Raw genomic sequence first — 11,044 nt, 5'->3', positions numbered from 1 at the left:
GGGGGCGTGGCCGGTGGTGCCGGTCAGGGTTGCCAGGTCACCCGGTGTTCCGCCGGGTGGGCCGGCACCGTGTGGTTGGTCTCCCAGCCGTCCGGGCTGTATTCATCGGCCGCCTCCGGCGGCGCGGCGGCCTCCGGCCGGCGGTGTGTCGAGTGGACCGGGCCCGAGCCGGCGTGCCGGTCACGGTCGCCAGGTCACCCGGTGTTCCGCCAGGTGCGCCAGCACCGCGTGGTTGGCCTCCCAGCCGTCCGGGAACTTCACCACCGTCCCCAGCTGCACCGGCTCCGTCGACGGATAGTCGTCCAGCAGGTCGCTCACCCCCGCTCGGCAGACCACGACGCAGGCGTGCCGGTGGCGGGAGGCCAGGACGCAGAGGCGGCCCGTTTCCAGATGGAAGGCCGTGGCGTCGGGGCGGCCGGAGAGGGGGTGGAGGACCACCGTGACGTCGTACTCCCTGCCCTGCAGCCGGTTGGCCGTGTCCACGACCACGTCGGTGACGCCGAGGCCGGCCAGGGCCGCCCGGACCGCGGCCGCCTGGTCCCGGTGGGCCGTGCCGACGGCGATCCGGTCGGCGGTGAGGGGGGAGGGAACAGAGGAGCGTTCCGAGGTCGCCGCGCCCGCCCGGTCCAGCAGGCGCCGTACGACGGTGGCCACCGCCCGGACCGCCTCCGGGTCCGTGCGCGGAGTGTGCCGGGCGGGCAGCTCCAGCAGGCCCCAGCCCGACGCGGCCGCCTCGTCGATCACCCGGTCGGGGCCCGAGCCGTCCGACGGCACGCCGAAGGCCAGGGTCCGGTCGCCGGGGCCGGTGCCGCTGCGGAACGGCGTGTACGGGTAGAACGCGTCCGAGACCAGGGGCGCCGCCGAGGCCGGAAGCCGCCAGGAGACCGGCAGGCGGTGCTGGGGCAGGTCCGGGTTGTGCGCGAGCAGCGTCGTCACAGCCGAGGCCGACGGGTCGTACGTCAGGCCCGCCCACTGCTCGCTGCCCACGATGGCGAACGGATCCAGCTGCCCCGGGTCGCCCACGAACAGCGCCCGCTCGAACAGCCCGGCCACCGCGAGCAGCGCGTCGGACCGCATCTGGTAGGCCTCGTCGACGATGGCGTGCCGCCACGGCTCGTCGACCTTGACGTGCGCCCACTTCGCCGCCGTCGAGATCACTACGGCCAGCCCGGCGAGGTCGGCCGCCTTGGCGGACTTGCGTACGTTCGCCAGGTCGTCGAGCGCCTTGTCGTACGGGTCGGAGTCGCTGCTGTGCAGCCGGCCCACCGGCAGCTCGGGGTTCTTCTCGGCGAGCCGCAGGACCAGATCGTCGACCTGGGCGTTGGTCTGCGCGACCACCATCAGCGAATGGCCCGCCGCCGCCAGCTCCAGGGCCGCGCGCACCACCAGCGTGGACTTGCCCGCGCCCGGCGGGGAGTCCACGACGACCCCGCGCGCCGTGCCGTGCAGGGTGTCGCTCAGAATCGCGTCCGTGGCCCGCGCCGCGGCGGCCGAGGGGTCGAACACCGTGGTCACAGCACATCCTCCTCGGTCACCGGGTCGGCTGCCTCCAGGGCCGGCTCACCGGGCGGGCCGCCGTGTGTCCATGGCGTCTCCTCCGGGTCGGGCAGCTTCGCGCCACCCCGCTGCTCGTGCTCGAAGAGCGTGAAGCAGACCCGGTCGCCCTTCTCCGGCACCGAACCCGGCTCGGGCTCCTTGCCGCGGCCCATCTTGTCGAGGATCCGCAGCACGACGTACGCGCCGTCCTCCTCGTCCGCCACGAAATCCGCCGACTGCGGCTTCCCGCCCAGCGACCGGTACACCTTCGTCCGCTCGCCGAGCTGCGGCCGGTCGTCCGTGCGGACCGTGACCAGCGGGCGGGGGCTGGGCCGCTTGCCGTCGCTGTACGTCATCACGACGTCGGTGACCTCACCCGCGAACGCCTCCCCGGACAGCCGCCGGCCGGCCATCACCAGCGGGTCGTCCAGGGCTTCCTGCGCCTCCAGCCGGGCCTGCTCGCGCTCGCGCGTGGCGAGCTTGTTCGCCGCGGTGACCGCGTCGTCGCGGCGCGGCTGCGGGGGCTCCCCGGCCAGTACCCGGTCACGGTGGCCGGTGAACGACCAGCGGTCGCGGGTCCACCGCTCCTCGACCCGCGCCCCCTCGGGCAGCTCCCGCAGCAGGTCCAGGCCCCGCCAGACCGCGTCCCAGGTGGGCCGGGTGCGGCTGAGCACCAGGTCACGGATCTCCCGCTCGGCGGCGGCCAGCGCACCGAGCCGGTCGTCCGCCTCCAGGCCGTCCTGCGCGGCGGCGAGGGCGGTGCGGGCCCGGTCGTAGCGCTCGATGGCCGGGGCGAGCAGCTTGTTGTCGAACGCCGGGTCGGTGGCCGGACCGGCCGGCGGGCACGTCAGCTGGCCCCGGTCGTCCCGCTCCAGCTCGGCGCGCAGCGCGGCCTCGGCGCCGGTGACGCCCTCCGGCGGGTCGATCCAGGCGAGCAGCGCTCCCAGGTGCTGGTCCTCCAGGGTGGACTGCCCGGTCACCCAGTGCCGGCCGAGGAGATCGGTCATCGCCAGCAGCAGCGAGGAGCCGGGCACCCGGGCCCGCTCCCCGAAGTGCGTCAGCCACCGCCCGAGCAGCGGTACCCGGGGCGGCGCCGGATAGGGAGCCTCCGGATCCTGCTCCGCCGTACGCCGGAACCGCGTCGAGCGCCCGAGCAGCCGCAACAGGTCGATGCCCGGGCGGCTCGGCACGATCAGCTGCGGCGCGTCCGAGCACAGCTCGACCTCGACCTTGACGCGCTTGCCGGTCTCCGGATCGGTCTCGGTGCGCTCCGCGGCCTCCACCGTCCCGGCGTACGCGTCGACGTACGGCAGCACGATGCCGGCCAGTTCGGCCAGGAACGCGAACCTCAGGTCGCGGTCGCGAGGCTGCGGGACGGCCAGCAGACGCGGCGCGTCCCGGTCGGTGCCCACCAGCGCGCCGAGCGGGGCACCGGCCTCACCGGCGGTGATCAGCGGCACCAACACCAGCGGACGGTCACCGAGATGACGGTGCCGGACGGTGACGGCGGGCTGGGCACGGCCCGTGCTGACGGCTTCGAGGCGGGCCAGGGTGGAGATCAGCGACACGCCGCCTCCAGCGCCTCGGAGCGCAGGGCGGCCGCCCGCCGCAGGGCCGCCACGGCCGGGTCGCCGGGATCGCCCGCCTCGCCGCGCGCGGCCGCGAGGACCTCCTCCACGGTCGTCAGACCGCCCAGCTCCGCCCGGACCGGACGTCCGAGCGTGGTCACCGCGCCCTCCTGGCGGGACCGGGCCCGGCAGTGGAAAGCCAGCTCGCACGCGGACAGGCACTCGGGCGCGTACGCCGCCGGGACCGACTCCACGGCCGCCGTCAGCTCCTCGGCGGGCCGCTCCGGCGAGAAGCAGATGCCCTCGGGGAGCGCGGCGGCGATGTCCTCGATGCGGGTCAGCCGGGCCAGCTGACGGGCCGTGACCGCACGCTGCTTGCGGATGTCCATGGCCGACGCGGCCGGCAGGTTGGAGAAGTCCCGGGGGCAGACCAGCAGGACCCGGTGGCGCACGTACGGGGCCGGGGCCCCGTCCGGTTCCGCGCCGAGACGGGCCGCGAACTCCTCCAGGGCCAGCACGTACACCGCCGCCTGCCGGGCCGCCGCCCCGACCTTCGCCGGGTCCGCCGAACCGTCCAGCAGGGGGAAGGACTTGATCTCCACGACCGTCCAGCCGCCGTCCGGATGCACCACCACCGCGTCAGGCTCCAGGAACGCGGGGGAGCCCGCGACGTCCAGCGCGAGCATCGGATGGTCGAGCAGCGTCCACTCGCCCGGACGCGCGGTGGCCTCCCGCAGCTCCAGCTCCGTACGGGCCGTGCGCCCCCGGGGGCCGGTCGCCGTCAGGTCGGGCACGCGCGCGTCGGCGGGCGGTTCGGCGGACCGGTCGAGCTTCTCGTGCACCAGCCGCAGCAGCTCCGCGCCGCCGTCGGCCTTGACCTTCGCCTCGAAGGCGTTGCCTCTGGTGAGCGCGAACTGCGACTGCCCGAACGCCGCGGGCGCACCCAGTGCGCTCGCCAGGGCCGTCTTGTCCACCCCGGCGCCGTCGAGGATCGCGCGCCGCGCACAACCGGGGTTGGCGGCCAGCGCCGCCAAGGCACGCGCGTCCAGTGCCTTCGCCGGTACGTCGGGGCCGCGCAGTTCAGCGAGCTGCTGCCGGAGCGCCGTCCCCCGCGTCCTTGGGGGAGGCACCCGGCTCGGCTCCCGCTCCGTGCCGCGACTCGCGCTGCCGTGGAATTCGCTCACCCGCGGAAGTCTGGCATCCGGCACTGACAATCGAGGAACCCGCGGCCGAGGAGTCCGCGGCGACCGGTGCGACGCGCGGTACGAACCGTGCCCTGACCCGGTCCGCGGTGCGCAGCACGGCGGGGGCCAGCAGCAGTCCGACGCCCATGACGGCCGCGCCCGCGACCGCGTCGAGGAAGTAGTGGTTGGCGGTGCCCATGACCACGATCGTCGTGATCAGGGGGTAGGCGACGGCGGCCGTCCTCGTCATGCGCGTACCACCGAAGCGCCACAGCATCACGCCGCACCACAGGGCCCAGCCCACGTGCAGACTCGGCATGGCCGCGTACTGGTTGGTCATGTCCCCCATGCCACGCGGTGCACTCGCGGCTCCGCCCCACCAGCCGTACGAGCTGTACTGCGCCATCGTGTCCACGAAGCCGTGGCTCGCGTCGAGGAGCCGGGGCGGGCAGGTCGGCAGCAGGGTGAAGCCGATCAGGCCGATGAGGGTGGACGTCATGAGCCAGGTGCGCGCGGCGCGGTAGCGCACGGCCCGGGAGCGGAAGAGCCACACCAGAACCGCCGGTGTGACCAAGTAGTGCAACGACGCGTACCAGAAGTCGGCGGGTATGCCTATCCAGGCCTCGCGCGTGAAGAGGCGGTTGAGCGGGTGCTCGAAGTTCAGATACAGCGCCTTCTCGAAGCGCAGGATCCCCAGACCGTGGTCGACGGCGCCGGAGACGTTCTCGCGGGCGAGGAGCCGGCCGGCCGAGTAGAACGCGTACACCAGAAGGATCAGCGGCAGCTCGGTCCACCAGCGCAGCCTGGGCGCGGGGGCCGCCTCGGTGCCCGGTGTCTCGGTGTGCTGCATCCGATCGTCCTCCCCCTTCGTCATCACGCGTAGCCCGGTCGGCCGTGCCACTTTACGGCGTGGGCTCGCGCCCCGGGGGGCGCCTCCGGCCCTCAAAGACGCGTAGATCGCCCCCCGGGTTGCCCGCGGGGGGCGTGCGCGATGATGGAGGAGTTCCCCATAGGCCGTTCTTCTCGCGTTGTTCTTCCGGAAAGGTGCCCCATGGCCGCGCGCATCCTGCTGGCCCGCCACGGACAGACCGAGTGGTCCCTGTCCGGCAAGCACACGGGCCGGACGGATGTGCCGCTCCTGGAGGAAGGCCGGCGTGGCGCGGAGCAGCTCGGCGAGCGTCTGCACCGGGCGCCGTACGACGGCCTGGCCGGCGTCGAGATCCGCACCAGCCCGCTGGCACGCGCGCGTGAGACCTGCGAACTGGCCGGCTTCGGCGACCGCGCGCGCACCTGGGACGCGTTGCTGGAGTGGGACTACGGGACGTACGAGGGCATGACCCCCGCGGACATCCAGGCCGTCCGGCCCGGCTGGCTGATCTGGCGCGACGGCGTCCCGGGCGGGGAGTCGCTCGCCGAGGTCACGGCCCGGGCCGACGACGTGGTCTCCTGGGCCCGCTCCGAGGACCGCGACGTCCTGGTCTTCGCCCACGGGCACATCCTGCGCTCCATCGGGGCGCGGTGGCTGGGCCTCCCGATCGACTTCGCGGCCCGGATCCGGCTGAACCCCACCTCGCTGTCGGTGCTGGGCTGGGCCTACGGGGAACCGGCGATCGAGAGCTGGAACGACCTGGGACACCTGGCGGGCGTGCCGGGCGTCGCGCGGCGGGCGTGACGTTCGCCACAGCCCCTCAGGGCATGCGCGGCGACGAGGCGTGCCTCTCCAGGAACGCCGACACCCCGGAGGCCCTGCGGTGCGGCAGCAGCACCCGCGCCGTCGCCGCCAGCATCGTCTGCACCCGGGACGACTGGACCTCCTCCAGCAGATCCAGCACCCGCATCCCCGCCACCGCCGCCTCGTCGGGCCGGCCCCCGCGCGCGAGGTCGTCCGCCAGCTCCGCCGTGTAGAGGGCGATGTTCCGGGTGAAGTGCGGATCCTGCAGTTCGGCGGCCCGGCGCGCGTGCCGGGCCGCCCGGGGCCAGTCGCCGAGCGTGGACCAGCACTGCGCCTCCAGGCCCTCCAGTTCGGCCTCGCCGTAGAAGCTCATCCACTCGGGGTCGGCGTCCGAGGGGCCCCGTTCGAAGAAGGCCTGCGCCCGGGCCAGTGCCTGTTCGCAGCCGACGCGGTCCGCGAGCCCCGCCCAGCCGCCCGCCTCGCGCAGCGCGAGCAGCGACATCAGCCGGGCCGAGCCCACCGGCCGGGCGACGCGTTGCGCGGCCTGTGCCGCCCGGACCGCCTCGCGCGGCCGGCCCGCATCGCGCGCCAGGAACGCCGTGTTGCAGAAGGCGTGCGCCTCCAGGCCCGGGTCACCGGTCATCCGGGCGGTGGCGAGGGCCTCCGCGTAGTGCGAGCGGGCGTCGTCGAAGCGCCCCGAGTCGTGGGCCAGCCAGCCCACGGAGATGGCCAGTTCACCGGCGCCCGAGTAGAGCCGGTCCGCCGTCGTCTGCCGGGTCGTGCCGGCGTCCAGCAGGGCGTAGGCGGCACGCAGCGGGGCGGCCGCGCGACGGTAGAGGCCGTCGGCCCCGTGCCGGTCGTCCAGCAGGCGGATCCGGCGGACGGCTTCTTCCAGGGCACCCGCCTCGCTCGCCCCGGCGCGGTGCACGGGGCGCTGCGCGGCCCCGGCGTCGAGGGCGAGGCCGACTGGCCCCAGTGAGACGGCGGCCACCGTGGCGCCTCCGCCGGTCATGAACGCGCGACGTAGCACGTCGCTCTCCTCGTAGGTGTCGTGCGGGTGGTGCGGGTCGTACGGGTTCTGCGTTTCATACGGCTCGCCTGCCCCGCTGGTCTCACTCGTGGCGTTCGCCGGGTTCGCGGTGCGCGCCGGGAGCGCGTCCTCGGTGTCGCGCGCCCGCCGTCCGCGTACCGATGAGCGGGGCGCGAACCCCAGGTCTGTGAGCGTGCGGCCTGGGAACATGTGCAGGAACACCCGTTCGTACGCGTAGTTGGGGCAGCGGATCTCGCCCGCCTCGACCCGGCCGATGTACCGCGCGTCACAGCTGACCCGCTCGCCGATCTCCAGCCCGGCCCGGCGGATCGCCGCGGCGAACTCGGCCGGCGAGCGCTGTCCGCGCAGTCGCCGGAAGACGAGGTTCGGCCGTGGCGGCCGGTGAGGTTGAGACGAGGTCAACGATGACGACGCCATGGCCGGGTCCTCCCGTGCGAACCGTCGAACCATGCCGGATGCAGGACGACTTGTTGCGATATACCCGCATCGTCTGCCCCGTGCCCGGCGAGCAAGAACGTACCTGCTGTGATGGAGTCACCACGCTGGGTTTGGCTACAAACCGGATATCTCATCCGTGATCTGCCATGAAGTGCCATCCTTTGCGGCCGACTTCCGCCGTAGCCCTTGACGGGTTGCCGCGTTGAACTGTGCGGACCGGGAGGCCCCCGACTCCCGACCGCTCGTCCAAGCAGGGGTTTTCGTGGTGGAGGCCGGATGGAGACCAGCCGGGTCAACGATTCTCGTACGCCGTCGGGCACACCGGCGGCCGGCTGCGATGTGGTGACGGTGCCGGCACGGCAGGGACTGGAGGCGGTCGACATCCTGCGGCGCGGACCGGGGGACGCCGTGGGGCCCGTGCTGCACGACGACGGCGGCGACACCCTCGGCTTCCTGGTGCCGCCGGGGACGGCCGCCGCGTGGGACGTGCCGGGGAGCACCTGCACGGAGACCGACGGACGCGGACTGCCCCTGGCGCCCGAACCTCCCGGCGCGGGCCCGGACTGGCTGCTGCCGCCCGGTGAGGCCGACCTCGCGACCGACCCCGCTGTGCTGCGCGAGGCCCTGGGGGAGGCCGCCCGGATGATCGAGGCGGCGGACAGCTGCCGCTGAGACGCCCTCGGACACCGGGCGGCGGGAGCGTACACCCTGCTTAGCAGGCCACCCCGATAATGACGGCATGGGAAAGTCCAGGGGCGGCCGACGCAGACAGGCCGGTGCGGAGGCCGTCGTCGAGAGCGTCGACGGCGGGCTCGCCGAGCTGATCCCCGACCGCGAGCGGGCCCGGGCCTGGACCTTGGTGATCGACGGAGCCCCGCAGTCGCACGTCGACCTGGACGACCCGGCGTACCTCTCATTCGAGTACCAGCGCCGCCTCGGGCACGTGATCGACCTCGTCGCGCCGCCCGGCCGGCCCCTGCACGCCGTGCACCTCGGCGGCGGCGCCCTCACCCTCGCCCGCTACGTCGCCGCCACCCGGCCCCGCTCCACCCAGCAGGTCGTCGAGCGGGACGGCACCCTCGTCCAACTGGTCCGCCGGGAACTGCCGCTGGATCCGAACGCGCGCATCAGGGTGCGCTCCACCGACGCCCGCGAAGGCCTCGTCAAAGTGCCGGACGGCTGGGCCGACCTCGTCATCACCGACGTGTTCAGCGGGGCGCGGACACCGGCCCACCTGACCTCGACCGAGTTCCTCGACGACGTGCGCAGGGCCCTCAAGCCCGGTGGTGTCTACGCCGCCAACCTCGCCGACGGGCCTCCGCTCACCCACCTGCGCGGCCAGATCGCCACCGCCGCCGCCCGGTTCGGGCAGCTCGCGCTGGTCGCGGATCCGGCGGTGCTGCGCGGCAAGCGCTTCGGGAACGCCGTCCTGGTCGCCTCCGACCAGCCACTGCCGACGGCCGAACTGACCCGCCTCGCCGCCTCCGACCCGCATCCCGCCCGGGTCGAGCACGGCAGGACCCTCACGAACTTCACCGGCGGGGCCGCACCCGTCACGGACACCGCGGCGGTGGCGTCGCCGGCGCCACCGGCGTCGGTGTTCCGATGACCGGCTCCGGCGCTCAACAGGCGCCGGTGGCCGCCCGCGGCCCTCAGTAGGTCCCGATCTCCACCCGCGGCGGCCCGTCGTGCCACGTGCAGAACACCGACACCCGGTCCGCGCCCGAGGAGAACTCCACGCGGATCCACGACTCCGTCTTCCACACCTGCATCGACCAGCCCGCCCCGGGCGTCGCCGAGACGAGCGAGGCGGAGGTCTTCCCGAGATCGAAGACCGCCCGGCCGCCGTCGGTGTCATAGCTCTTCACCCGGCCCGAAGCGGCGGGTGCGGTGCCGGGCGAGGACACCGGCGTGGGGGCGGGGCTCGGTCGCCCGGCCGTGGACGCCGGGGGCGTGCCCGGTTCCCGCCGCTCGGGCGGAGGCGTGCGCTCCCGCGGCGTGGCCGGCGCCTTCGGCTCCCGGGTGGGTGCTTCGGCGGCCTTGACGGGCAGAGCACGCGGCGGGTCGTAGGCCGTCCCCGCCATCACGGTGTGGACACCCCACCACGACAGCGTGACCGCCGCGCCCGTGGCGAGCAGCCAGGCCAGTACGTGTACGAGTCCTCTGCGCATCGCGGGCCATACTGCCTCACGCGTCCACGCGTGGCCCGAAACGGGGTCGTGCGGTGGTCCGTTGTCCCCACCCGGGGAGTTGTCCACAGGCCCGCACCCGGCTGTTCGAGATGGCGTAGGTTGCGGCGCATGGCACGTGTGCTCGTGGTCGAGGACGACCAGTTCGTACGCTCGGCGCTGATCCGGCACCTGACCGACGCCTCGCACACCGTGCGTAGCGTCGGGACGGCACTGGAGGCGCTGCGCGAGGTCGCCCATCTCCGTTTCGACGTGGTGATCCTGGACCTCGGACTGCCCGATCTCGACGGGTCCGAGGCACTGAAGATGCTGCGCGGGATCACCGACGTACCGGTGATCGTCGCCACAGCCCGGGACGACGAGACGGAGATCGTCCGGCTGCTGAACGCCGGGGCGGACGACTACCTGACCAAGCCCTTCTCGGTCGAGCACCTCTCGGCCCGCATGGCGGCCGTGCTGCGCCGCGCCCGCTCCGGAGCCGCGGAAGGGGAGCCGTCCCCCGTGATCCGGGTCGGCGGCCTGACCGTCGACCCGCTGCGCCGCCGGGCCGAGCTGGACGGCGCCCGGCTCGACCTCACCCGCCGCGAGTTCGACCTGCTCGCCTTCCTGGCCCGCAGGCCCGGCGTCGTCGTCCCCCGCAAGGAGCTGCTGGCCGAGGTGTGGCAGCAGTCCAACGGCGACGACCAGACCATCGACGTCCATCTGTCCTGGCTGCGCAGGAAGCTGGGCGAGACGGCGGCCAGCCCCCGCTATCTGCACACCCTCCGGGGCGTCGGTGTGAAGCTCGAACCACCGGGAGCGGGTGCTCCCCGATGAGGTGGGCCCTGGTCAAGGTGTCGCTGGCGGTGACCACCATGGTCGTCGTCGCCTTCGCGGTGCCGCTCGGGCTCGTCATCCGCGAACTGGCCCGCGACCGTGCCTTCTCGAGCGCCGAGCGGGAGGCCGCGGCGGTCGCCCCCGCCCTGTCCATCACCACCGACCGCGACCAGCTGGAGCGGGTCGTCGCCTCCGCCGGTTCCGACGCCGGGATGGCCGTGCACCTCCCGGCGGGCGACGGCCAGGAGGCCCTCGAACTCGGGCGCCGGCGCGCCGCCGAAGCCGACATCGCCGCCGTGCGGAAGCTGGGCCGCGCCTCCACCACGGGCGTCCCCGGCGGCTCGACGCTCCTCCAGCCGGTCGCCCTCAGCACCGGCAAGATCGCGGTCGTCGAGGTGTACGTGCCGGAGTCCGACGTCACCAACGGCGTGGGCACGGCCTGGGCGGTGCTCGCCGCGGTCGGGGTGGCGCTGATCCTCGGCTCGGTCGCGGTCGCCGACCGGCTGGGCGTCCGCATGGTCCGGCCCGCCCAGCGCCTGGTCTTGCTCTTATACACATCTGACGCTGCCGACGAACACTAGGGTGTAGAA

At 74.1% G+C, this 11,044-nt stretch carries 10 protein-coding genes and 1 pseudogene; 5 read left to right on the top strand and 6 right to left on the bottom strand.

Going from position 1 to position 11,044, the window contains the following annotated elements:
* Positions 1-180: 180 nt before the first annotated feature.
* From C1J00_RS28940 to C1J00_RS28925, 4 genes are read right to left on the bottom strand one after another with little or no spacing between them, the layout of a single operon-like run.
* Positions 181-1,515 (bottom strand): AAA family ATPase, encoded by a 1,335-nt coding sequence (locus tag C1J00_RS28940; RefSeq protein WP_102911953.1) that lies wholly within the window; start codon positions 1,513-1,515, stop codon positions 181-183.
* The gene (locus C1J00_RS28935) at positions 1,512-3,104 is read right to left on the bottom strand and encodes a cytochrome c oxidase assembly protein (RefSeq protein WP_102911952.1); all 1,593 of its coding nucleotides are present in this window, start codon (positions 3,102-3,104) and stop codon (positions 1,512-1,514) included. Before C1J00_RS28935 ends, C1J00_RS28940 begins: the two co-directional genes overlap by 4 nt.
* The gene (locus C1J00_RS28930; protein ID WP_102911951.1) at positions 3,095-4,234 is read right to left on the bottom strand and encodes a hypothetical protein; all 1,140 of its coding nucleotides are present in this window, start codon (positions 4,232-4,234) and stop codon (positions 3,095-3,097) included. Before C1J00_RS28930 ends, C1J00_RS28935 begins: the two co-directional genes overlap by 10 nt.
* The gene (locus tag C1J00_RS28925; RefSeq protein WP_102911950.1) at positions 4,185-5,138 is read right to left on the bottom strand and encodes a phosphatase PAP2 family protein; all 954 of its coding nucleotides are present in this window, start codon (positions 5,136-5,138) and stop codon (positions 4,185-4,187) included. Before C1J00_RS28925 ends, C1J00_RS28930 begins: the two co-directional genes overlap by 50 nt.
* Before the next feature lie 201 nt (positions 5,139-5,339).
* On the opposite strand from C1J00_RS28925, the gene C1J00_RS28920 reads away from it, so the two are divergent.
* Positions 5,340-5,960: a histidine phosphatase family protein gene (locus tag C1J00_RS28920; protein WP_102911949.1), complete on the top strand. Its 621-nt coding sequence runs from the start codon at positions 5,340-5,342 to the stop codon at positions 5,958-5,960.
* A 16-nt stretch (positions 5,961-5,976) separates the two neighbouring features.
* Here C1J00_RS28920 and C1J00_RS28915 read toward each other — a convergent pair whose 3' ends face one another.
* Positions 5,977-7,428, bottom strand: a complete 1,452-nt coding sequence (locus C1J00_RS28915; RefSeq protein WP_102911948.1) for an NsdA family TPR-like regulatory protein — start codon at positions 7,426-7,428, stop codon at positions 5,977-5,979.
* 297 nt (positions 7,429-7,725) lie between these two features.
* On the opposite strand from C1J00_RS28915, the gene C1J00_RS28910 reads away from it, so the two are divergent.
* Both C1J00_RS28910 and C1J00_RS28905 read left to right on the top strand, forming a co-directional pair.
* Positions 7,726-8,121 carry a hypothetical protein gene (locus C1J00_RS28910; protein ID WP_102911947.1) on the top strand — a complete coding sequence of 132 codons (396 nt, stop codon included), beginning with the start codon at positions 7,726-7,728 and terminating at the stop codon, positions 8,119-8,121.
* 67 nt (positions 8,122-8,188) lie between these two features.
* On the top strand, positions 8,189-9,058 hold the full coding sequence (locus tag C1J00_RS28905) for a spermidine synthase (RefSeq protein ID WP_102911946.1): 870 nt from the start codon (positions 8,189-8,191) through the stop codon (positions 9,056-9,058).
* A gap of 43 nt (positions 9,059-9,101) precedes the next feature.
* Here the strand turns inward: C1J00_RS28905 and C1J00_RS28900 are convergent, their stop codons facing one another.
* Complete coding sequence (locus C1J00_RS28900; protein ID WP_102911945.1) at positions 9,102-9,620, bottom strand: hypothetical protein; 519 nt, start codon at positions 9,618-9,620, stop codon at positions 9,102-9,104.
* Positions 9,621-9,749: 129 nt separating this feature from the next.
* Here C1J00_RS28900 and C1J00_RS28895 point away from each other — a divergent pair, with 129 nt between their 5' ends.
* The gene (locus tag C1J00_RS28895; RefSeq protein WP_102911944.1) at positions 9,750-10,454 is read left to right on the top strand and encodes a response regulator transcription factor; all 705 of its coding nucleotides are present in this window, start codon (positions 9,750-9,752) and stop codon (positions 10,452-10,454) included.
* Positions 10,451-10,996: pseudogene (locus C1J00_RS28890) on the top strand (two-component sensor histidine kinase); the annotation flags it as partial. The gene C1J00_RS28895 and the pseudogene C1J00_RS28890, both read left to right, overlap by 4 nt.
* Positions 10,997-11,044: the final 48 nt, after the last annotated feature.

The sequence above is a fragment of the Streptomyces cahuitamycinicus genome, assembly GCF_002891435.1.
GTDB classification, from domain to species: Bacteria; Actinomycetota; Actinomycetes; order Streptomycetales; family Streptomycetaceae; genus Streptomyces; species Streptomyces cahuitamycinicus.
Note: the sequence above shows the minus strand (reverse complement) of the source record. Positions and strands in the feature narration are given on the sequence as shown.

Excerpts from the sequence above, each read along its gene's own strand:
- C1J00_RS28925 (WP_102911950.1), bottom strand. The coding sequence starts at position 5,138 with ATGCAGCACACCGAGACACCGGGCACCGAGGCGGCCCCCGCGCCCAGG.
- C1J00_RS28920 (WP_102911949.1), top strand. The coding sequence starts at position 5,340 with ATGGCCGCGCGCATCCTGCTGGCCCGCCACGGACAGACCGAGTGGTCC.
- C1J00_RS28915 (WP_102911948.1), bottom strand. The coding sequence starts at position 7,428 with ATGGCGTCGTCATCGTTGACCTCGTCTCAACCTCACCGGCCGCCACGG.
- C1J00_RS28910 (WP_102911947.1), top strand. The coding sequence starts at position 7,726 with ATGGAGACCAGCCGGGTCAACGATTCTCGTACGCCGTCGGGCACACCG.
- C1J00_RS28905 (WP_102911946.1), top strand. The coding sequence starts at position 8,189 with ATGGGAAAGTCCAGGGGCGGCCGACGCAGACAGGCCGGTGCGGAGGCC.
- C1J00_RS28900 (WP_102911945.1), bottom strand. The coding sequence starts at position 9,620 with ATGCGCAGAGGACTCGTACACGTACTGGCCTGGCTGCTCGCCACGGGC.
- C1J00_RS28895 (WP_102911944.1), top strand. The coding sequence starts at position 9,750 with ATGGCACGTGTGCTCGTGGTCGAGGACGACCAGTTCGTACGCTCGGCG.